Origin of the sequence: Gilvimarinus agarilyticus (assembly GCF_000832015.1) — a bacterium.
Lineage (GTDB): Bacteria > Pseudomonadota > Gammaproteobacteria > Pseudomonadales > Cellvibrionaceae > Gilvimarinus > Gilvimarinus agarilyticus.
In genome coordinates this window covers 3,302,586-3,324,447 of sequence record NZ_JXCJ01000001.1, presented here as the reverse complement: position 1 = coordinate 3,324,447, position 21,862 = coordinate 3,302,586, and the positions used below count along the sequence as shown (strand labels likewise).

The following is a 21,862-nucleotide window of genomic DNA, read 5'->3' as shown; positions in this document are numbered from 1 at the left end:
AGACACTATCAAACGAGATAACGCTAAAGGTAAGTCCAAGAAAGCCCGTATTAACGACCAAATTGAAGCGAGCGAAGTTCGTCTAATTGGTGCCGACGGAGAGCAAGTGGGAATTGTCCCCTTGGATGAGGCCTTAAAAATCGCCCAGGATGCCTCGCTGGATCTGGTCGAGATAGCGGCTGATAGTACGCCGATAGTCTGTAAAGTTATGGACTACGGCAAGCACCTGTTTGAGATTAAAAAGACCAAAGCGGCTGCTAAGAAGAAGCAAAAGCAGCAGCAGGTTAAAGAAATGAAGTTTCGTCCAGGGACGGAAGAAGGGGATTATAAGGTCAAACTACGCAACCTTATACGTTTCCTTGAAAACGGGGACAAAGCCAAGGTATCGCTTCGGTACCGCGGCCGCGAAATGGCTCACCAGGAGCTCGGGATGGAAATGATGCAACGCATCGAGACCGATCTGGAGGAACTGGCAACAGTGGAGCAACGGCCTAAAATGGAAGGTCGCCAACTGATTATGGTCATGGCCCCGAGAAAGAGATAGTAGCTGGGCTTTTAGCTGCCTTAGTTACTTAATATTAATGTTATTGCAAATGCGGAGTTTATCTCATGGCAACAAAAGCTAAAGTACACAGTGGCGCCGCCAAGCGCTTTAAAAAGACTGCGGCCGGTTACAAGCACAAACACGCGAACAAGAGCCACATCCTTACCAAAATGACCACTAAGCGCAAGCGTCAACTGCGTGGCACCAGCATCCTTAATGCTGTAGATGCCCCAGCTGTTGATCGTATGCTTCGCGCCAAGTAATTGGTTTAATTTCGGATAATTAGGAGTTTATTATGGCCCGTGTAAAACGTGGTGTAGAGGCGCGTCGCCGTCACAAGAAAGTTTTAAAAGCAGCAAAAGGTTATTACGGTGCTCGTTCACGAGTTTTCCGTGTTGCCAAGCAAGCCGTTATCAAAGCCGGCCAGTACGCTTACCGCGACCGTCGCGTTAACAAGCGTAACTTCCGCGCTTTGTGGATCACTCGTATCAATGCTCAGTCTCGCGCTGAAGGCATGACTTACAGCCAGCTTATTGCTGGTTTGAAGAAAGCCAACATCGCTCTGGACCGTCGTGTATTGGCGGATCTGGCGGTTTACGATAAGGCAGCTTTTGCTGCTGTAGTAGCTCAGGCTAAAACAGCTCTGGCTGCTTAATTACCGCTTGCACGCTCGGGCTTTTAGCCTGCGCCGCTATGCGATAAAGGGGAGGGCTGTTATGGGCCTCCCCTTTTTTATCTGCGCTATGTGCTATTCGCTGTGCTCAATCACAGCGGCTTAACCCACGCTAAACACTGGAATTTGCGATGGAAAATCTCGCTGCGCTAACCGAACAAGCGCTCAAATTAGTCGATAACGCTGAAGATCTGGCGGCGCTGGACAAAGTCCGCGTCGAGTATCTTGGCAAAAAAGGCAGCATTAGTGCTCAGGCCAAAATGCTAGGCAAGCTCTCAGCCGAAGAGCGCCCCAAGGCCGGCGCTCTAATTAATGAAGCTAAGCAGCAAGTGCAAGATCGCATTAACGAGGTAAAGGCTCGGTTTGAGCGCGAAGCCATCGAGGCCAAGCTCTCCGACGAGACCATCGACGTAACGCTGCCTGGCCGCTCTGGAGGCTTAGGCGGTTTGCACCCAGTGACCCGCACCCTTGATCGCATTGCCGAGATCTTTGCCCAGGTGGGCTATGAGGTGGCCGAAGGCCCCGAGATCGAAGATGATCACCACAACTTTGAGGCGCTGAACATTCCCGCGCATCACCCCGCGCGCGCCATGCACGATACCTTCTACGTGGATGAAAAGCCGTTTGCCACCAGCGGTGGTAGCTACGTGCTGCGTACCCACACCTCGCCTGTTCAGGTGCGCGTGATGGAAACCGACGAGCCGCCTATTCGTATTATCTGCCCGGGCCGGGTGTATCGCTGCGACTCAGATCTGACTCACACGCCGATGTTTCATCAGGTCGAGGGGTTGGTGGTGGACAAAAACATCAGCTTTGCCGACTTAAAAGGCACAGTCGATCAGTTTTTAAAATCCTTTTTCGAGGTGGATGCGCCGGTGCGTTTTCGCCCGTCTTACTTCCCGTTTACGGAGCCGTCTGCCGAGGTAGACATTGGCTGCACTCAGTGTGGCGGTAAAGGCTGCCGGGTGTGCAAGCACACCGGCTGGATCGAGATTATGGGGTGCGGCATGGTGCACCCCAATGTATTTAAAGCCTCTGGTATTGATCCGGAAACCTATTCCGGCTTTGCGTTTGGTATCGGTGTTGAGCGAATGGCGATGTTGCGTTATGGCGTTAATGACTTGCGCCTGTTTTTTGAAAACGACATAAAGTTTTTGCAGCAATTCTAATAGGCCGAACGTCGCCGAATAACCGCCCAAAACAAAACAGATAGGCCCCGCAGGCCGAAAGAGATTGAACTATGAAAGTAAGTGAATCCTGGTTGCGCGAGTGGATTAACCCCGAGGTGAGTGTTGCCACTTTAGTTGAGCAGCTGACAATGGCCGGCATTGAGGTCGATGCTACCGAGCCTGTTGCCGGAGCTTTTACCGGTGTGGTAGTGGGTGAGATTGTGGCTGTAGAGCAGCATCCGGATGCCGACAAGCTACGCGTGTGTCAGGTGGCCGGTCACCCCGAGGGCGGCGAAACTCAGGTCGTGTGTGGTGCACCCAATGCGCGGGTTGGCCTAAAAGCGCCGTTCGCCACCGTGGGTGCGCAACTGCCGGGTGACTTTAAAATCAAAAAAGCCAAGCTGCGTGGGGTCGAATCCTTTGGCATGCTGTGCGGCCAAACGGAATTAGAGGCCGGTGACGATGACTCTGGCCTGTGGGAACTGGCGGTAGATGCCCCGGTAGGGCAAGACTTGCGTGAGTACTTAAACCTCAACGACACTCTGATTGAGGTAGACATTACGCCCAACCGTGGTGACTGCTTAAGTGTGCGCGGCCTTGCCCGCGAGTTGGGGGTGATTAACCGCCAAGCGGTAAACCCGGTTGCGGTGCAGCCGGTGGCTGCCACAATAGAGGACTCCGTACCGGTTACCTTGCAGGCATCGCACGCCTGTAGCCGCTACCTGGGCCGGGTTATCCGCAATATTAATGTCAGCGCGCCGAGCCCCCTGTGGCTGCAAGAAAAACTGCGTCGCTCGGGTGTGCGCTCGATTGATGCCGTAGTGGATGTTACCAACTACGTGCTGCTTGAGTTGGGCCAGCCCATGCACGCCTTTGATTTAGCTAAAATTCAGGGCGGTATTACCGTGCGCGATGCACGCGAAGGCGAAAAGCTCACCCTGCTCGATGAGCAAGAGGTAACTTTGCAATCGGGCACCCTGGTTATTGCTGATGATGACGCCCCGTTGGCCATGGCCGGCATTATGGGCGGCTTAGCGAGCGCGGTTACCCCGGCCACGCAAAACATCTTGTTAGAAAGTGCGTTCTTTAATCCTTTGGCCATTGCCGGTCGCGCGCGCAACTATGGTTTGCATACCGATTCTTCACACCGCTTTGAGCGCGGTGTCGACTATCAGCTGCAGCGCGAGGCTATTGAACGGGCCACCGCGTTATTGCTGGAAATCGTCGGCGGTGAAGCCGGACCCATTGTCGAGGAGGTTTCGGTCGAGTTGCCTCAGGCCCCTCAAGTTGTATTGCGTCAAGAGCGTATCGCCAGTGGGTTACACATCGATATGGACGCGGCGACCGTCGAAGATATCCTGACCCGCTTAGGGCTTGAGATCGCCGAGAGTCGCGACAACGACTGGAAAATAACCGTACCAAGCTGGCGCTTTGATATCGACATCGAGGCCGATTTGCTTGAAGAGCTGGCACGTATTTACGGCTACAACCGTCTGCCAACTCGCGTGCCCGACTCACCCATGGCCATTAAGGCCCACACCGAGTCGCGTTTGCCGCTGGCGCAGCTGCGCCGGCACTTAATTAGCCGCGATTACCAAGAGGTGGTGACCTACAGCTTTGTCGACCCGGCCGATAACGCCAGGTTTGACCCGGAGCTGAGCCCCATTGCCCTTAAGAACCCCATCAGTGCCGATATGGCTGTGATGCGCACCACCTTGTTGCCTGGGCTGGTGGCGACCTTGCGTCACAACCTTAACCGCCAGCAAAGCCGTTTGCGCTTGTTTGAAAGTGGCCAACGGTTTATTCCCGGTGTCGACGGTGTCGACCAGCAGCCCACTCTGGCGGGCTTGGTGTATGGGCCGCTGGCGGCCGAAAACTGGAACGAGCAAGACCGCACCGTCGACTTTTTTGATATCAAGGGCGACCTAGAATCACTGTTGGCGCAAACGGGCAACGGCGTTAACTTTAGTTTTCGGGCCGGGTCGCATCCGGCGTTGCACCCAGGGCAGTGTGCCGAAGTGCTCGCCGATGGTGAGGTGATTGGTTTTGTCGGGGCGATTCACCCCGCATTGCAGCAACAGCTGGATATCCCCGCTGGCGTGTTTGTCTTTGAGGTGGCGCTTAAATCACTGCTCGAAGCGCGGGTGCCAAGTTTTACCCCTCTGTCACGGTTCCCCGCTAACCGTCGCGATTTAGCACTACTGGTAGATCGCGAATTGCCCGCCGAGAGCTTGTTAAGTGGCGTGCGTAAAACCGCCGGAGAGTACCTGGCAGACTTAAAGGTGTTTGACCTCTATATGGGCAAAGGCATTGATCCACATAGAAAAAGTGTCGCTTTGGGCTTGACCTTTCAGCATCCTTCGCGCACTCTTACCGATGATGAAATCAATGGATTTGTCGGGCAGGTGGTCGAACATCTGCAAAACCAACATGGTGCAACCCTGAGATAGGCGACAACCTATGCCCAACGGCGCGCTGACAAAAGCGGATTTGGCAGAGAAACTATACGAAGAGCTTGGCCTCAATAAGCGTGAGGCCAAAGAGCTGGTCGAACTGTTTTTTGAAGAAATTCGCGGCTCATTGGAAACCAACGAGCAGGTGAAGTTGTCAGGGTTTGGCAATTTTGATTTGCGCGATAAAAGTCAGCGCCCAGGGCGAAACCCCAAAACCGGCGAGGAGATCCCCATCAGCGCTCGCCGGGTAGTCACCTTCAGACCAGGACAGAAGCTGAAGGCACGAGTAGAGACCTATGCTGGAACCAAGCCATAACGACGAGCTGCCGGTTATACCCGGTAAGCGTTACTTCACCATCGGTGAAGTCAGTGAGCTGTGCGCCGTAAAGCCGCACGTGTTGCGCTACTGGGAGCAGGAATTCCCTCAGCTTAAGCCCGTTAAGCGCCGCGGTAACCGCCGCTACTATCAGCGCACCGATGTTCTCACCATTCGCCAAATTCGTGCACTGCTGTACGATCAGGGCTTTACCATCGGCGGTGCTCGCCAACAAATGAGCGGCGAAACCGCCCAGCAAGATGCCAGCCACTTTAACCAGTTGGTCAATCAAATGATCTCTGAGCTCGAGCAATTGCTGGACGTGTTAAAAACCAAGTAAATCAATTGATTACTTAATAGCCGGGCAAGCCAACGCCCGGTTGTTGGCCTGCTCACTCGCCGTTTTTCTCTGTTGCATTCTTAAATAATTCCGGTATTATGCCCAGCTCTCGACGCAAGCCTTCTGGCCTGTTTCGACTGTCGGAACGTAGCGCAGCCTGGTAGCGCACTACACTGGGGGTGTAGTGGTCGTGGGTTCGAATCCCGCCGTTCCGACCATTTTTCCTTTCTGTTTCTTGGCCTTCTTCCCGTTATTCTCCGTTACCCCCTAGGGTTTTTCATATCTTGGCAACTATTGACCTTGTATTTCTGTGGGTGTGCCCCCAGAAACCAGTAATGGCCGTTAGATAGGGTGGCAGTGAGTTGCCAAAATGCTACTATGTGCGCCTATTTTTTTACTTTGCGAACCTGATAGGGCGCGACAATAACAACGGAGTATTCACGTGACCAAGCAGTTAATGATTTACAACGACATTCAGGCTCTAAGCAGCGAAAAACACCGCAACATGTCGGTTAAAATCGACTCATACGATTTTATCGACGAGATGACCTCATCGCCCCTGTTGGCTACCGAGATTCCGTTTGCCGCCGCTGAGTACGCTGTGATCTTCTCGGCACCTAATGCCGAGGGTGAGCACACTCCTCTGGCCGTTATGGGCGTTAAGCAGGGCGAGAACTTAATGCTGAGCGACGACGGCAGCATCAATGCTCGTTACGTTCCTGCCTTTGTACGTCGCTATCCGTTTGTCTTTGCCGGCGGTAACGAGTCAGAAAACCTGACCCTGTGCATCGACGAAAAAAGTAAAGCATTGCACGCTGACGGCAGCCGCGGCGAGCGTTTGTTTGACGACAACGGCGAGCAAACTGAGCACTTGAAAGACGTGATCAAGTTTTTGCAGGATTACCAGTATCGCGCCGAAATGACCAAAGCCTTCTGCAAAAAGCTCAAAGAGCTGGACCTGCTGGAGCCTATGCAAGCAAACATCGAGTTTAACGGCAAAGCCGAAAACAACATGAGCATCAAAGGTTTTTACACCGTTAAGCGTGAAAAACTGAAAGAGCTGGGCGACGAGCAGGTTCTGGATTTGTTCAAAAAAGACGGCCTCGAGCTGATCTACGCGCACTTGCAGTCACTGAGCAATTTAAATCGCTTGGTTGAGCTGAAAAACGCCAAGTTAGCTAACTAAGTTTGTTAACTGGCTGTAAAAAACCGACGCTTGCGTCGGTTTTTTTATGCCTGGTTGTTGCGCGCCGCTCGCCCGGCACGGTGGCCCTCTGCGGGATTACCCCATACGCTTGCGCACCATATGGGAGTGCCAAATAGCGGGGGCAATCACCAGTACGCTCATCGCCCCCAATACCCAGAGGTGATTTTGGCTTAGTGCGGCAAGGTCAACGATGCTGGCAGCGTGCTCACTATTGGTCAGCGTGGCAAACGATATAGGGGCCATGGCCGCGTCTTTGGCGATAGCAAAACCGCCACTCCATGCGCTCTCCCAGCCCAGCGCTGAGAGCGATCCGTAAGCCTTATAGGCAATCGCCGAGGCGCCAAAGCCAACAACCCCAGCGGCAACGGTGCCGGCGGCTAAAATACCAAGCCCCAATGCCCCAACGGTTACTACGCCTACCGATACAATTCCGACGCTAATGGGTGCCACTGCCCAACCGCCCCAGGCGAACACTAACCCGTAAGCTCTATTGCCACCGGCAATCCAGCCAAAGGCGGGTTTCTCGTGCATCTCGGGCAGGCCCAGCTTGACGTGAATAAGAGGCGCGCCAAAAAGCGAAAGCCGGCTCTTGTAATCGCGCCGCTTGGAATTCACCTGATCATACTCGGCGAGAAAAGCCTCCGGCTGTCGTTGGCGTTCTTGTGCTCGCAGCCGCGGCTGGCTGATAAGCATGTGCGCTAACAACCCTAGATAGACGGCAATAAACGCAACTACCATAAGCTGCGAGCCTAGGGCGTAAAGCCCTTGGTAGTTGGTATTTGCGAGGGCAACATACTTAAGCAAAAACATACCGGCGACAAAAACCGCCGCCACCAAAAAGTACAATGCTACTATTTTGAGGGTAGCGCGCCGCTCGCGCTCGGTGCGCGATTGCGCGAGGCTTGCCCGCACACTAAAAAACGAGCCGATCACCCCCGAAAAAGACGCCATTATTGTCAGCAAGCTGCTCCACTTGATGGCGCTGCCGGTGTGCGCGACGCCAGCGCTAAACAAAGCCGCTTTGGCTTTAGGCGCCGATATAGTGCTAATGGCCAGTAACACCGCCATGGTAAAGGAGGCGCCTGGCTTGCTTTTGGCAAGAGTGTCTTGCACAAAGTTGACCATGGCTTTCTGCAACGCTTTGCGCCCGCGCGATAACCGTTGCTTTACCGCGTCTTCCGATAACTCCAGCTCCGCCGCCACATGTTCGACCGACTGCTGTTCGCGGTAAAACAAAATTAGTGGCTCGCGGTAGGTCTCGGGCAGTTGCTGCAACGCTTGCCAGAGTAAGGCTTGCTCTTGCTCTTGTATCACCGCGTCATCCACCCGGCTGTGTTCAGCCACCTGCTCGTGCAGCTCGTCTGTGGGCTGGGGCGCGTGGCGGGTTTCTTTGCGCCGGTAGCGGCTGATTTTAAAGCGCAAAATACCGCATAGCCACGCTTTAAGTTTGGCCGGGTCACTCAGAGTATCTAGCTTGCGCCAAGCCTCGACAAAGGTCTCCTGCGCAATATCTTCACTGTGTTTTAAGTCACCCACCGATGAGTACGCAAGCGAGCACAGCAGGCTTTGGTAGCGGCCGACGATTTCGCCAAAGGCGTCGCGGTCGCCCCCGATGGATGCCAGCACTAGGCTGGTATCGGCTGAATTTTTGTAGTTGATACGCTTTTTAAAAAGGCCCATAGCTTTGTTTTTCCGGCTTAAAAGGTATAAGTGCCCGCTTGTCGGTAAAAGGTGACGGCTTTTATTAAATTAATTCTTTGTCTGATTTTTTATAAAAACTTGTCACCTTTTGTTTTGCTCAAGGCACTTATACCCCGACGCGTATGTACCGGCGTGTTTTTCTGGCCGGGTTTATAGCAACAGCTTGCTCGCACTCGTTGGAGAATTCCGAGCCACCCATTATTTCATTAGGAGCACACAGTATGACAAGGTTTAAACCAGCTAACGTAACCATACTTAAAAAACTGACTTTTATGGCCGCTGTGGTTTGTGCCAGCAGCGCCTTTGCCGCACCGCTCGCGCCTCACGTCGATACCTTTGATGATGTCGCCAATAACCAACTTAACCTGCCGCGCCAGCTGCTCACCGATGCCGTGATGGGCGGTGGGTCCAGTGCAACGCAAAGTGTAGAGAGGGGCGTGGTTACCCTTCAGGGCGAGATTGTGCCCGCCCGTGGCCAACTGGGTTGGGTGAGCTACGTGCTGCCGCTCGACATAGAGGGAGGCGCACAGGACGCTAGCCCTTATGAGGGGGTGGTGTTACGGGTAAAGCTCACTAAAGGCAACCTGTCGGTTTCTGTTAACAGCACTGAGGTCACTAACTTTGACTATCACGCCGCCCCCATTACGGTCACTCAAGATGGCGAGTTTCACGAGGTAAAGGTGCCGTTTGCATCGTTAAAACGTGCCTGGTCCGAGCAGGCGCCACTTAACCCCAAAACAGTAAACGGTATCAGTATAGTCGCTTACGCCGTGCAGCCAGAGCCCTTTGATGTGTCACTGGATTCTGTCAGCTTTTATTAATAGGTAACTGAGCGTGTAGCGGGGCGCTGAATGGGGGGCTCCGCAACATACCTTCACCTTTACTACGGGCCGTTACCATGGCTACGCCAAACCAAGCGCTTCAACGCTTAGATTACCTTGATGCCGTACGCGCGTTTGCGTTGTTGTTGGGCATCGTTTTTCACGCTAGTTTATCGTTCTTACCGGTGTATATCGGTTGGGCGGTAATGGATATATCCACCAGCGCGCTGGTGGGCACGTTTATGCTGATTAGMCATTCTTTTCGGATGGCGCTATTTTTTTTGGTGGCCGGTTTTTTTAGCCATATGACGTTTCATCGCAAAGGCGCTACGGGTTTTATACAATCGCGGCTTATCCGCATTGTTATTCCCTTTTTGGTTGGCTGGTTTTTATTGCGCCCGCTGCTAGTGTCGGGGTGGGTGATGGGCATGCAAAGCTTGCGTGGGGAGGTTGCTATTATCGCCTCATTAAATGAGGGCTTTAACGTGGTATTGGGTTCTATAAGCGCGGCTTTTACCGGTACGCACCTATGGTTTTTGTACTACTTGTTGTTGGCGACCGCCGCTGTTTTGTTAATGCGCCAGATCGTTGTCTGGCATCCGCGCAGCTATCGAGCGCTTACCCAGCGGGTCGATGCTGTCGTACATTGGTTGGTCCACTCGCGCTTAGCGTTTATCGTTGCCGCTATACCTACTGTTACTTGCCTGTGGTTTATGGGCCACTGGGGCATGGATACACCCGACAAATCTCTCGTGCCGCAATGGCAGGTGCTGTTTATTTACGGCGGTTTTTTTACGCTAGGTTGGTTGCTGCATCGCCAAGGTAATGTCATCGAGGCCTTTGGCCGTATTAGTGTTGGCAAAGTGTTTCTCGGGGTAGTTGCTAGTATGGCCGCCGTACTCTTATCGGGGTTTGAGGGGCAGCCTGGTCACCCGCAATATCCGCTTATTAAAGCGCTTTTTTTATTCAGCTACGCGGTAATGATGTGGTCGCTGGTGGCACTCACCATCGGTGTTTTTAAACGTTTGTTTAACCGCCCCAGTAAAACGGTGCGCTACCTTCCCGATTCATCCTACTGGCTGTATTTAATTCATCTGCCTATTGTTATATGGCTGCAAATTGCGTTTGCCGAAACCCCTTGGCACTGGGGCGTAAAACTTACGCTAATCTCGGGTATTACTATTGCGGTATCGTTGCTGCTGTATGACTTGCTGGTGCGCGCAAGCGTGATTGGGCAAGTGCTTAATGGCGGGCGAAAGGCGAGGGTGCTGTTTGCTCGTCGCTCTAACGCGGCACTTGCGAACAATACGTAGCAAAGCTAATAGCGGAATTAACGCCCTTAAAGCGTGGGCGTGTCATTTAGCCTGCACGCTAAAGCGTTTACGGTACTCCCCCGGCCCTAAGCCGACAATACGGGTAAATATTTTGCGAAACGAGGCCGGGTCTCTATAACCTACCTCCCAGGCGATGGTTTCGATCGGTGTGCGACTAAATTGCAGCGCGTCTTGCGCTTTACTGACGCGAATATGTTGGCAATAGTCGGTGCTGGTCAGTCCAGTCGCCCGCTGAAAGCGCCGTAAAAAAGTGCGTTTTTCTAAGCCGGCTTTGGCCGCTAACACGGCCACGGAAGATTCTTTGCCATCAACGCTCTGTAGCCAGTGTTGCACCGTTAAAATGGCTTTGTCGCCGTGCTTAAGCCGGGGCGCAAACGGGCGGTAGTAACGCTGCTCGCGCCCCGGCGGGTCAATCAACAGGGTACGGGCGGTTTCTAGCATAACCCGCGCCCCTAAAAACCGCTCCACTAAGCGCAGCCCTAAATCTGTCCACGACATGGCGCCCCCAGCGGTAATCACATCGCCGTCATCCACAATTAAGCGCTCGGTGGCCCAGCGCACCTGTGGGTAAAGTGCCTCTACCTTTTCCGTAAACATCCAGTGGGTGGTAGCTGTGCGGCCGTGCAAGATACCGCTGCGTGCCAGTAAAAAAGCCCCGCCACACACCGAGCAAATCACCGCCCCCTGACTATGACTGTCGTTCAACCAATCAATAAACGGCGCCGGTATAGGCACTTGTGCTGGGTCTTCCAGGGTAGGGGGTAAAATAATCGCCGCAGGCGTGTTTGCCAGAGCACCCGCCACTGGTTTTGGCTGTACGTTTTTATAGGGTTGCCACTGGCTAACCGCTAACGAAAGCCCCGTACTCTCACGCGCCGCCATCCGGTTTGCCGTTTTAAACAGGTCTGTCATCCCCAGTATGGCCGCCTGCTGCGCACCCGAATACAGAACGAGGGCGATGTCGATTGGCTTACTAGTCATATGTCACTATCGCCTTCTAGATTGTCAAATATGCCACTTCGCAGTATGTCGGTTTGAGCGCACACTGTCCATGACGATTGAGAAACACTAACCGATAGGAGATACGCATGAGCAAGCAAGCTTTAATTGTTGTGGATATTCAAAACGAATACTTCCCCGGCGGCAAAATGCTGCTAGAGGGTATTAATACCGCCGCCGACAATGCGGCTAAAGTGATGGCGAAAGCCCGCGCCAACGGCGATGTGGTAGTCAATATTCACCACCAGGAGCCCGATCCGCAGTCGCCCTTTTTTACCCAGGGCACCGACGGCATTACTATTCACCCCAAGGTGAGGCCTGCCGAAGGCGAAAAGGTGATACTCAAAAACTACCCCAACTCGTTTTTAAAAACCGACCTGCACGATTACCTGCAAGCGCAAGGGGTAAAGCAGGTGGTTATTATCGGCGCCATGAGCCATATGTGCATTCAAGCCACCACCCGCGCAGCGTCCGATTTAGGTTACCCAACCATCGTCATTCACGATGCCTGTGCCACGCTCGACTTGGAGTTTAAAGGCGTGAACATTCCGGCGGCGCAAGTGCATGCGTCGTCTATGGCGGCTTTGGCGTTTGCCTATGCTGAGGTTGTGGGGATGGAGGAGTGGGTGGTCTAGTCGATCTGCCTGAGCCGGTAAAGCCCCGAAAGGTGGCCAGCCGATGGATATCTCGCACTGAATACGCCAAAAGCAACACTTTAGTTGCTTTTGGCGTTGTAAGCCGCAAAAAAGAATCTCATAAATTGCTTTTTTAGATTAAGGCAACTAAAGTGTTGCTATCGAGACCAAAAGCAACCTATGTATTTACTCAGATGAACTCAATACTCCAGCAGATAAAACAGCGACGATTGACGCTAGGCCTTAAACAGAGCGATATGTTGCTACGAGTCGGCGTATCTCGTCAGCAATATCAGCGTCTGGAGTCCAAAGGAAACCCCAGGCTAGATACACTGGAGTTAATATCGGAAGGTTTAAACAGTGAACTCATACTTATACCCAAAGAAAAGCTAAACGCTGTTAAAGCACTGCTTGAGCAGGATGAACCTGGCTCTCAAGCGAGAAAGCCAGTAAAAGAAGAAACAAAAAAGCGTCTTTCCGATGACCCCTGGCAAGGCTTGCTGGGGGATGAATCATGAGCGATGGCCGCGCCGAGCAAATCAACGTGCTCAAGCTAAGCCTGCATGAAAGGTTGGTGGGTTATTTGGTGGGGTTTCAGAGCGGTAAAAATGTGCTGAGCTTTGCCGAGGAGTTTAAGTACGATGCGGGCCGGCCTACCTTGAGCTTGATTACCCACCCGGCGTTTCCCCGTTCTGAAAAAGTCATGTCTGAACCTTGGGCAAGACACCAAAGGTTGCCCCCAACATTGTCCAATTTACTGCCCGAGGGGGCCTTACGAGAGTTGATGGCGCAGGGGCTTAAAGTTCATGTCGACAGCGAATTTCATCTTCTGTCGAATCTCGGGGCTGATCTACCCGGTGCATTGATAGCAGAGCCGATGGAGCCAGATGAAGTTCCCGCGAGCATTCTAAATGCTCACGGCAAAGTGAAAGCAATAAAGCTTGAAAAGCTATCCACGGGCAACAAATTTTCGTTAGCCGGTGTTCAGATGAAGTTCTCCATGAAGGAGAAAGACGGGCGCTACACTCTTACCCATGGCAATGTACTGGGTGATTGGATTATCAAAACCCCATCCACCAAGCACAAAGATGTACCGGTAAATGAATATACCGCAATGACACTGGCGCAGTTAGTGGGCATCGACATTCCAGAGATAAAATTGATCGAGCTAAATACGCTCGAGAATCTCCCGCAGATAAACCTGCCCGATGAAAACCTCGCCTTTGCCATTAAACGTTTTGATCGTGATATCAATACTCGTATCCACATGGAAGACTTTGCCCAGGTATTGGTTAAATATCCCCACGAAAAATACAGCTCGGCAAACTACGAGCAAATTGGCCGTATTGTTTACGCTTACTCGGGAGATGGCTTGGCCGATGCGCAACAGTTTGCCAGGCGATTGCTGGTTAACATCCTTCTCGCCAATGGCGATGCCCACTTAAAAAATTGGAGCCTAATATATCCCGATAAAATCACTCCAAGGCTTTCGCCAGCTTACGATATTGTTACCACGAGCGTATATATCGACGGCGAGCAGAGTTTTGCGCTTAATCTAGGTAAGACTAAAGGCTGGTATGACGTCTCAATGGAGCATTTTAAGTCATGGGCTAATCGTGCTGACATTCCTTGGCGCGCCATTAACCCCCATTTGAATGATGTTATAGAAAAGGCTCGCAACATTTGGCCAGAGGCAATAAAGGCTTTGCCAATGAATGACCAACACAAACAAAAATTAAAACACCATTGGAGCCATCTGCATAAGGATTTTCGAATCAAATAGCGCGGGAAAACTCGCTTGAAAAGCTTAGTAAACCGGTCGCCATCCGGAGTTTCCGTGCCTAACGCTGCTCTGGCTGCTGCACAGCCCACAGTTGCGCGTAGCGGCCACCGCGTTGCAGTAGCTCGTGGTGGCTGCCTTGTTCTACCAGTTGGCCGTTATCCAGTACCAGTATCTGGTCCGCATCCACCACCGTGGAAAGGCGGTGGGCAATCACCAGGCTGGTGTGGCCGCTGGAGACTTCCCGCATAGCGGTCAGTATCGCCGCTTCGGCATGGGAGTCCAATGCCGCGGTCGCCTCGTCAAACACCAAAATAGGCGCGCCCTTAAGCAGCACCCGAGCAATGGCAATGCGCTGTTTCTCACCGCCTGATACTTTTAAACCCCGCTCGCCCACCAGAGTATTGTCACCGTCGGGTAGGGCGGCGATAAACCCATCTAGGTGCGCCATGGTAATGGCCCGGTCGATGGCCTCGTCTGGGGCGTCGGGGTTACCGTAGGCAATGTTGGCGCGAATGCTGGTGTTAAACAGCACCGTGTCTTGCGGCACCACGGCGATGGCCTGGCGCAGCGAGTCCAGCGTCACCTCGCGAATGTCTTGCCCATCAATGGCGATGGCCCCGGCACTTACATCGTAAAAGCGATACAGCAAGCGGGCGATGGTGCTCTTGCCCGCGCCCGAGGCGCCGACTATGGCCAGCCTTTGCCCCGGTGCCACGCGAAACGACAAGTCCGTAAAGGTGGATCGCTCGGGCCGATAGCCAAACGCGACATTCTTAAACTCAACTTCACCGGCGGTTACCTGCAGGGGCTTGGCGTCAGGCGTATCCACAATCTGCGGCGCCCGTTTCAAAAGCCCCAGCATATTTTCCAAATCGGTCAGCGCCCTGCGCATCTCCCGGTACACAAACCCGAGAAAATTCAGCGGTATAAACAACTGGATCATATAGGCATTCACCATAGCCAAATCACCCAGCGTCATCTCCTCGGTAATCACCGACTGGGCCGCCATAATCATCATGCCGGTAATGGCGGCGGCGATAATCAGCGCCTGCCCCGAATTCAGCGCCAGCAGCGATAGGCGGTTTTTTAGTTTGGCCTGTTCCCATTCGGCCAAAAACTGATCGTAAGTCTGCGCCTCAAATTCTTCATTATTAAAGTACTTAACCGTCTCGTAATTGAGCAAACTGTCCACGGCCCGGGTATTGGTAGACGAGTCCGCCCGGTTGGCCTCGCGTACAAACCGGGTACGCCATTCGGTGGTAAACACCGTAAAACCAATATAAACCGCCACCGCCGCCAGAATAATCAGCGCGTACCAAGCGGAAAAAGCAAAGGTAAAAATCGCCGCCACCATTAAAATTTCAAACAGGGTGGGGACAATATTGAACATCAAAAAGCGCATTAAAAAACTGATGGCACTGGTACCGCGCTCAATATCCCGGCTGATTCCCCCGGTCTGGCGGCTAAGGTGAAAATCTAACTCCAGCCGGTGCAAGTGCCGAAACACCCGCAGCCCAATCCGGCGCATCGCCCGCTCGGTCACCCGGCTGAAAATGGCATCGCGCAGCTCACCAAAAAACACCCCGCCAAAGCGCAAAAACCCGTAAAACAACAAAAAGGCCAGGGGCAGTGCCAACTCCGGCTGCAGAGATCGGTCCACCCCATCCACAATGTGCTTCAGCGCCCAGGGCATCGCCAGGGTGGCCCCTTTAGCCGCCAACAGCGCCGCAATGGCCAGCAAACCCCGCCATTTGTAATCCCATAGGTAAGGCCAGATATAGCCCCACACCTGCCGCAGGTTCAACCTGGGCACTGAAGGGTCGGGCGCCGAGGGGGGGGCAATTTGTGGGACATACCGCGCATGGGTGCTTCCGAGTTGGGTGTTTGGAGGCACAGTTTACGCAAGTATGAGGGTAGAGTGGCGGGATGTGAGCATTTAGGCCCACGGGCCAAGTGGATGAGTGACCCTGGCACGGCGACGCGCAGTGCGAAAATATCAGAAACCGGCGCTTGTGCAGGTATTAGAGACACAAGCGGAAAGAGGCCCCGCAACAGTCCGGGCATTGGACGCCTATCCGCCAACTGTACGCATGGCCCACTAGTATTTTAAAAGCTGTGATTCAGGGAGTTATACGATGGATATTCAAAAACTTGCCGATGAGGCGCTGCACTTGCTTGAGGAGCAGCGTGCGCATCTGATCCAACGCTTGGTATCCAGTCTTGACGCACCTTCAGCCAAAGAGTTGCGGGCAGATTGGTCGGCAGAGGCGCGGCGCCGGGCCGAGGAGCTGGATAATGGCACGGCTCAAGCTATCGCGGGGGATGATGTATTGAAAAAGGCCCGTGCCCTGATTAAATGACCTATGAGTTTCGTCTAGCAATTTAATACGTCAAAGCCGTGGTGGTGTTGCAGCAGGGCCATTTCAATGTCGTCTTCGGCGCTAAAGTTTGCCATCTACCGGTGTCTCCATGGGCCTGGAGCTCGCCAGTGTTGTTGTTTTAGCTGCGCGGCGGGTTGGTTGCTTTGCTGAGGTGTGACCAATAACTCTAAAAAATCCGTCAATACAGAGCATACTTCAGCCAGCTGGGCGGGAACACCCGGCGCGTTTAATCGCTTGGTAAAAGCCTGCCATTGGGGCTGTTTGAGTGCGATAAAGTCTGTATTAAACGGCAGCGCGTGGGGCAGGTGTGTGTCGCGAGTAGCAAAGGTTTGCTTAACTGCCTCGGCCAGTACATCGGCGCTAAAATCAAACTGGCGGGTCAGCAGCCAGATATCGTAAAAATCCTTCATGCGACTGTTCAGTTCGCCCAGCGTTACCATGGCTTCAAACTTTTCGGCAATGGCGCTTTCGCGGCTGTAGCACCAGAGTTCGGGTGCGGGTAAATCCAGCAGTGTGGGGTAGGTATTGCGGCGGGGCGCAGGCACCATGGCATCGCCAAAACCGATATCCAGTTGCATGGGTATGCGTGCCCCGGCCAGCTCGCCGGTAAAGCGCAGGCGCACACCTTGGTAGTCGGCGTCTTCTTTAATAATCTCGGCTTTGAGGGTTTCGGTGTTAAATACTATGCCGTCGTCGGCCACGGGCGTGTTAATGACATCGGCTATTTGCTGGGCAATGGCCTGTGGCTGGTTGTCGGTTTGGCCCAGCATGTCGATGTCCATGGTGGGGCGGGCCTCGGGTGCCTGCCATACGCGCAGCATGAGTGCACCTTTTAAAATAAAACTTTCAGCGTGGGCCGATTGGCTCAGCCGATATAAAAACCGCTCCATGGCGTAGTATTGCAACAGTTCGTTAAAGGGGCGCTTTTGTTCTCGCGCTCGGTTAAGTAACCGTTGGCGCACTGAGGCGGCGATATTGCTTGGCGGCATACTAAGCCTCCTTGTGATGCCTGCGGTTTACAGCCCTGCTTCCAGGTACGGGCGCATAACATTGTCCACCCGGCAAATACGGGCGTAATGCAGTAGCTCGGCGGGTTTTACTTTACAGCGCTGCTTGTACAGTTGCAGGGCCTCTAGCACTATATCTTGGCCGATTTTATGGCGGTATTTAAAGCAGTCCGCCAGGGTTTTTTCCGGGTTGTACACATTCAGTGTGGTGCCGTCTATTTGGGCTTGCTCAATGCCCGCTTCAAACGCGGCCTGACTAAAACGGTAGCCCTGCACCGGTGGGTATTCTATGTCCGGCAGGCGCGCGCGGCGGTTGACGGCCAGATGAATACGGTGGGGTATTTGTGTGGTAATGCTGTGCCAGGCCAGCGCGGATATCAAACACACCACCGCCTTGGGGTAGCGGCTGGCCACGGACAGCAAATCCGGCTCGCTGACAGGGGGCAGCTCTGCCAAGCGGTACAGGCCGCGGCTAATGGGCTCAATCACCCCGGCGTCGCGCAGGCGGTACAGTTGGTAGCGGTTAAGCCCTGCAGCCAGCGCCTCGCTCATGCGCATTTGCCCACCGTGGGCGCGAAATACCGCTTCGGGGCTTAGCGCCTTGGGTGTGTGGGTTGTATTGTCAGCCATAATCATTCAGACATAATGCTGCCATTTGCTCTCAAATGGTAACACTATGTCTGACATGGGAGCGGGGGTCAAGTTCCGGCATTACAACCCTTGCAGCTGTAGTGATTGCCATAAGCCCGACAAACGGCTAATCCGTCTCCGCTAGCAGAGACGGTGGGAATTGGATATCCCGATCCTCTACCGAGAGTTTGCCTGAGATTAGGCTGGAGTTGGCAGATTTATTGGAGCAAGGGCGTCTCAAGAAATTACTGGGCAGGAATATTCGGMATTTGGTGTGAGTGCGCTATAGCTACAGCAGATCTCGACAATAGCGCAAAAAACAACATCTTGTTATGATCCATCACTACAAATGCGCTAACAAAACGGATTGCCATGTACCCCGAGCCGGAACGCCAACCCCTCGCCACGCCCGAGGCCGTCGATGCCTTTATTAACCGCTGGAAAAACGCTAGCGGCACCGAAAAGGCCAACTACCAGATATTCCTTACCGAACTGTGTGCGTTACTGGGCCTGCCACAGCCGGAGCCTGCCTGCGACACCAACGCCGACAACGCCTATGTGTTTGAGCGCCGGGTAGACATCTACAAGCCCGACGGCAGCGTCAATCGCGGTTTTATCGACTTATACAAACGTGGCAGCTTTGTTTTAGAGGCCAAACAAACTGGCAAAACCCTAGGCACCAGCGGTTGGGACAAAGCCATGCTGGCCGCGCAGAACCAAGCCGACCAATATGTGCGTGCCCTGCCTACCGACGAAGGCCGCCCACCGTTTATTGTGGTCACCGACGTGGGTCGCTCGCTGGAGTTGTACGCCGAGTTCAGCCGCTCCGGTGGCACCTATGTGCCATTCCCCGACCCCGGTCACCATCGTATACAGTTGGCCGACTTGCGCGAGCCGGATATTCAGCACCGCCTGTACAACCTCTGGCAAGACCCGGACGCGCTGGACTTATCCAAACAGGCCGCCCGGGTTACCCGCGAGTTATCCGCCAAGTTGGCTGACCTTGCTAAATCGCTGGAGCAATCCGGCCACCCGGTAGAACGCGTGGCGCACTTTCTTAAGCGCTGCCTGTTTACCATGTTCAGCGAAGACGTCGACCTAATTCCCTACGGCTGCTTTACCGCGCTGCTAGAGCGATTGCAAAACACGCCCGATTTGTTTGTGGATTCCATGAAAAGCCTCTGGAACACCATGAACACCGGGGGCTTTGAAGGGCAAATCATGGCCAAGGTGCGCCGCTTTAACGGTGGCCTGTTTAAGGACATTAATCCCATTGCCTTAAACGCCGAACAAATTGGCCTATTGCTAGAGGCCGCCCGTGCCGACTGGCGCTATGTCGAGCCCGCCATTTTCGGCACACTATTGGAGCGCGCGCTGGACCCGCGCGAACGCCACAAGCTGGGTGCCCACTACACCCCGCGCGCCTATGTTGAGCGCTTGGTGATGCCCACTCTGATTGAGCCGCTGCGCGCCGAATGGCAAACCGTGCAGGTCGCCACCCAGGCCTGGCTGCAACAGGCCAAAGACGACAAAGCCCTAAGCGAGCTTCGCAACTTTCACCAAAAACTGTGCAACACTCGCGTGCTGGACCCGGCCTGCGGCAGCGGCAACTTTTTGTACGTCGCGCTGGAACACTTAAAACGGCTGGAGGGCGAAGTACTAAACCTAATCCGTGACCTATCCGCCGGTCAGCAAAGCTTCGATGCCGAGGGCCTGACCGTAGACCCGCACCAGTTTTTGGGTCTAGAGATTAACCCCCGCGCCGCCGCCATTGCTGAAATCGTCTTGTGGATTGGCTACTTGCAGTGGCACTACCGCATTAACGGCAAGCTGGATTTACCCGAGCCAATACTGCGCGACTTTCACAATATCGAGTGCCGCGATGCGCTTATAGAGTACGATAGCCGAGAAGAAATGCTGGATGATAGCGGCAACCCCAAAACCATCTGGGACGGCATCAGCTATAAAACCAGTCCCGTGACGGGAGAACTAATCCCCGATGACGCCCAGCGGATTCCCGTCTACCATTTTAATAACCCCCGAAAAACCGAATGGCCCGAGGCGGAGTATATTGTGGGTAACCCGCCGTTTATTGGCGCGGCCACCATGCGCCGCGCCTTGGGCGATGGCTATGTCGATGCCGTGCGCGCCTCTTACAAAGGTTTAGTGCCCGAGTCCGCCGATTTTGTGATGTACTGGTGGCACATCGCCGCCGAAACTGTACGCACCGGTAACGCCCACCGCTTTGGTTTTATTACCACCAACAGCCTGCGCCAAACCTTTAACCGCCGGGTGATGGAGCCGCACCTAAACCATAATAAAAAACCGCTGTCCCTCGCCTTTGCCATTCCCGACCACCCGTGGGTGGACGGCAACGACGGGGCCGCTGTGCGTATTGCTATGAGTGTGGGTGTGGCCGGTGAACAGCCGGGGGTGTTGCGCCATGTGATTGCTGAAACAGCGGCGAACGATGATGCGCGGTCGGTTAAGGTAGATCGGCGTGAAGGGAAAATTTTTGCGGACTTAAAGTCTGGTGCAGATGTTGCCAACACTAAAGCGCTGCTAAGTAATTCAGACATATCGTCTCGTGGTGTTCAGCTAATTGGCTCAGGGTTTATTGTCACTCCAGAAGAAGCCAAAACATTAGGCTACCCTCACAAGCCCGATATTGAAAAAGTCATTCGTCATTACCGCAACGGGCGAGATTTAACCCAAACGCCTCGCGGCGTCATGGTGATTGATTTATTTGGCTATACGCCGGAGGAGGTACAGGAAAAATTTCCTGCCGTTTATCAGTGGGTGCTGGAGCGGGTAAAGCCCGAACGTGATCAAAATAACCGGGAAGGCTACAGAAAGAATTGGTGGGTATTCGGTGAAGCCAGAAAAGATTGGCGCGCAGCGTCTACTGGACTAAAAAGTTATATTGCAACAGTAGAAACCACAAAACATCGTATTTTCTCTCAGTTAGACGATTCGATATTACCCGACAATATGCTGGTTAATATCGCTTTGCAAAATACCTCCAGTCTTGGTGTTTTAAGTAGTCGTATTCATGTCGCTTGGGTGCTATCCGCTGGCGGGACTTTAGAAGATCGACCTCGCTACAACAAAACCCGCTGCTTCGAAACTTTCCCCGTCCCGGAACTAACCGAAACTCAGTCCCAAACCATCGGCACTCTGGCTGAAAAAATCGACGCCCACCGCAAACGCCAACAGGCGGAGCACGATAAGCTGACCCTTACCGGTATATACAACGTGCTGGAAAAGCTACGCTCAGAAGAACCGCTTACAGACAAAGAAAAAACCACCCACGAACAGGGTTTAGTTTCAATCCTGCGCGAACTGCACGACGAGCTGGACGCCGCCGTATTCGATGCCTACGGCTGGAGCGATTTGGGCGAAATACTGGTCGGCCGCCCCGGCGCCACCACACCGTTACCGGACAAACCTACCGAACAGACCGAGGCAGAAGAGGAGCTACTGTGCCGATTAGTAGCACTAAACCACGAGCGCGCCGCCGAAGAAGCCCAGGGCCACATCCGCTGGCTGCGCCCCGACTACCAAGCACCGGAAGCCACCCAAACCAGCGCCGAACTGGCCACCGATAACAGCACCAAGGCTACAGCGGAAACCGACAAACCCCAAACCGCCGCCAAACAAACCTGGCCCAAAACCATGCCCGAGCAAGTCAAAGCCGTACAACAACTGCTCGCCATCGGCCCCCAAACCCAACAAGCCCTGGCCGAACAATTTAAACGCAAACCGGAAAAATCCGTCGCCCAAGTGCTGGGTGCACTGGAAGTTCTCGGCCAGGCGAGCCAAACAGATAAACTTTGGCAGCTGGGCACGAGCGCAGAATAATCAGGAGC

General features: G+C 53.7%; 20 protein-coding genes and 1 tRNA gene. 16 read left to right on the top strand and 5 right to left on the bottom strand.

The features are described 5' to 3' along the window. Positions 1 to 7 precede the first annotated feature (7 nt). From infC to SD69_RS14460, 9 genes are all read left to right on the top strand, one after another. Positions 8 to 544 carry a translation initiation factor IF-3 gene (gene infC / locus SD69_RS14500; protein WP_041523779.1) on the top strand — a complete coding sequence of 179 codons (537 nt, stop codon included), beginning with the start codon at positions 8 to 10 and terminating at the stop codon, positions 542 to 544. A 65-nt stretch (positions 545 to 609) separates the two neighbouring features. Further along, positions 610 to 807 carry a 50S ribosomal protein L35 gene (rpmI, locus tag SD69_RS14495; RefSeq protein WP_041523778.1) on the top strand — a complete coding sequence of 66 codons (198 nt, stop codon included), beginning with the start codon at positions 610 to 612 and terminating at the stop codon, positions 805 to 807. 32 nt (positions 808 to 839) lie between these two features. Beyond that, on the top strand, positions 840 to 1,199 hold the full coding sequence (gene rplT, locus SD69_RS14490) for a 50S ribosomal protein L20 (protein WP_041523777.1): 360 nt from the start codon (positions 840 to 842) through the stop codon (positions 1,197 to 1,199). A gap of 149 nt (positions 1,200 to 1,348) precedes the next feature. Then, positions 1,349 to 2,386 (top strand): phenylalanine--tRNA ligase subunit alpha, encoded by a 1,038-nt coding sequence (gene pheS / locus SD69_RS14485; RefSeq protein ID WP_041523776.1) that lies wholly within the window; start codon positions 1,349 to 1,351, stop codon positions 2,384 to 2,386. Positions 2,387 to 2,457: 71 nt separating this feature from the next. Then, the gene (gene pheT / locus SD69_RS14480; protein WP_041523775.1) at positions 2,458 to 4,836 is read left to right on the top strand and encodes a phenylalanine--tRNA ligase subunit beta; all 2,379 of its coding nucleotides are present in this window, start codon (positions 2,458 to 2,460) and stop codon (positions 4,834 to 4,836) included. Positions 4,837 to 4,846: 10 nt separating this feature from the next. Beyond that, positions 4,847 to 5,155 (top strand): integration host factor subunit alpha, encoded by a 309-nt coding sequence (ihfA, locus tag SD69_RS14475; RefSeq protein ID WP_041523774.1) that lies wholly within the window; start codon positions 4,847 to 4,849, stop codon positions 5,153 to 5,155. Beyond that, positions 5,136 to 5,495, top strand: coding sequence for a MerR family transcriptional regulator (locus SD69_RS14470; RefSeq protein ID WP_041523773.1), 360 nt, complete (start codon positions 5,136 to 5,138; stop codon positions 5,493 to 5,495). Before ihfA ends, SD69_RS14470 begins: the two co-directional genes overlap by 20 nt. A 141-nt stretch (positions 5,496 to 5,636) precedes the next feature. Further along, a tRNA-Pro gene (locus SD69_RS14465) sits at positions 5,637 to 5,713 on the top strand. 224 nt (positions 5,714 to 5,937) lie between these two features. Next, the gene (locus SD69_RS14460) at positions 5,938 to 6,681 is read left to right on the top strand and encodes a SapC family protein (protein WP_041523772.1); all 744 of its coding nucleotides are present in this window, start codon (positions 5,938 to 5,940) and stop codon (positions 6,679 to 6,681) included. A gap of 96 nt (positions 6,682 to 6,777) precedes the next feature. Here SD69_RS14460 and SD69_RS14455 read toward each other — a convergent pair whose 3' ends face one another. Continuing rightward, positions 6,778 to 8,382: an RNA polymerase sigma factor gene (locus tag SD69_RS14455; protein ID WP_041523771.1), complete on the bottom strand. Its 1,605-nt coding sequence runs from the start codon at positions 8,380 to 8,382 to the stop codon at positions 6,778 to 6,780. Positions 8,383 to 8,624: 242 nt separating this feature from the next. Between SD69_RS14455 and SD69_RS14450 the strand changes: the two genes are divergently transcribed. Further along, the gene (locus SD69_RS14450) at positions 8,625 to 9,224 is read left to right on the top strand and encodes a CIA30 family protein (protein ID WP_232301209.1); all 600 of its coding nucleotides are present in this window, start codon (positions 8,625 to 8,627) and stop codon (positions 9,222 to 9,224) included. Between the two features lie 77 nt (positions 9,225 to 9,301). Continuing rightward, complete coding sequence (locus SD69_RS14445) at positions 9,302 to 10,537, top strand: acyltransferase family protein (RefSeq protein WP_041523770.1); 1,236 nt, start codon at positions 9,302 to 9,304, stop codon at positions 10,535 to 10,537. 42 nt (positions 10,538 to 10,579) lie between these two features. Here SD69_RS14445 and SD69_RS14440 read toward each other — a convergent pair whose 3' ends face one another. Next, a complete protein-coding gene (locus SD69_RS14440) occupies positions 10,580 to 11,539 on the bottom strand; it encodes a GlxA family transcriptional regulator (RefSeq protein WP_041523769.1) in 960 nt (319 codons plus the stop codon). A gap of 107 nt (positions 11,540 to 11,646) precedes the next feature. Between SD69_RS14440 and SD69_RS14435 the strand changes: the two genes are divergently transcribed. From SD69_RS14435 to SD69_RS14425, 3 genes are all read left to right on the top strand, one after another. After that, entirely contained in the window at positions 11,647 to 12,192 is a 546-nt protein-coding gene (locus SD69_RS14435; protein WP_041523768.1) for a cysteine hydrolase family protein, read from the top strand. A gap of 152 nt (positions 12,193 to 12,344) precedes the next feature. Further along, positions 12,345 to 12,710: a helix-turn-helix domain-containing protein gene (locus tag SD69_RS14430; RefSeq protein WP_232301208.1), complete on the top strand. Its 366-nt coding sequence runs from the start codon at positions 12,345 to 12,347 to the stop codon at positions 12,708 to 12,710. Beyond that, positions 12,707 to 13,975 carry a type II toxin-antitoxin system HipA family toxin gene (locus SD69_RS14425; protein WP_041523767.1) on the top strand — a complete coding sequence of 423 codons (1,269 nt, stop codon included), beginning with the start codon at positions 12,707 to 12,709 and terminating at the stop codon, positions 13,973 to 13,975. Before SD69_RS14430 ends, SD69_RS14425 begins: the two co-directional genes overlap by 4 nt. A 58-nt stretch (positions 13,976 to 14,033) precedes the next feature. On the opposite strand, the gene SD69_RS14420 is transcribed toward SD69_RS14425, so the two are convergent. After that, positions 14,034 to 15,788: an ABCB family ABC transporter ATP-binding protein/permease gene (locus SD69_RS14420; RefSeq protein WP_232301207.1), complete on the bottom strand. Its 1,755-nt coding sequence runs from the start codon at positions 15,786 to 15,788 to the stop codon at positions 14,034 to 14,036. A gap of 322 nt (positions 15,789 to 16,110) precedes the next feature. On the opposite strand from SD69_RS14420, the gene SD69_RS14415 reads away from it, so the two are divergent. Then, a complete protein-coding gene (locus SD69_RS14415; RefSeq protein ID WP_041523765.1) occupies positions 16,111 to 16,335 on the top strand; it encodes an addiction module protein in 225 nt (74 codons plus the stop codon). Between the two features lie 95 nt (positions 16,336 to 16,430). Here the strand turns inward: SD69_RS14415 and SD69_RS14410 are convergent, their stop codons facing one another. Next, positions 16,431 to 17,345, bottom strand: a complete 915-nt coding sequence (locus SD69_RS14410) for a nucleotidyl transferase AbiEii/AbiGii toxin family protein (RefSeq protein WP_041523764.1) — start codon at positions 17,343 to 17,345, stop codon at positions 16,431 to 16,433. A 27-nt stretch (positions 17,346 to 17,372) separates the two neighbouring features. Then, positions 17,373 to 17,993, bottom strand: a complete 621-nt coding sequence (locus tag SD69_RS14405; protein ID WP_041524865.1) for a type IV toxin-antitoxin system AbiEi family antitoxin domain-containing protein — start codon at positions 17,991 to 17,993, stop codon at positions 17,373 to 17,375. Between the two features lie 372 nt (positions 17,994 to 18,365). Between SD69_RS14405 and SD69_RS14400 the strand changes: the two genes are divergently transcribed. Further along, complete coding sequence (locus SD69_RS14400; RefSeq protein WP_041523763.1) at positions 18,366 to 21,854, top strand: class I SAM-dependent DNA methyltransferase; 3,489 nt, start codon at positions 18,366 to 18,368, stop codon at positions 21,852 to 21,854. The last annotated feature ends 8 nt before the right edge of the window (positions 21,855 to 21,862 follow it).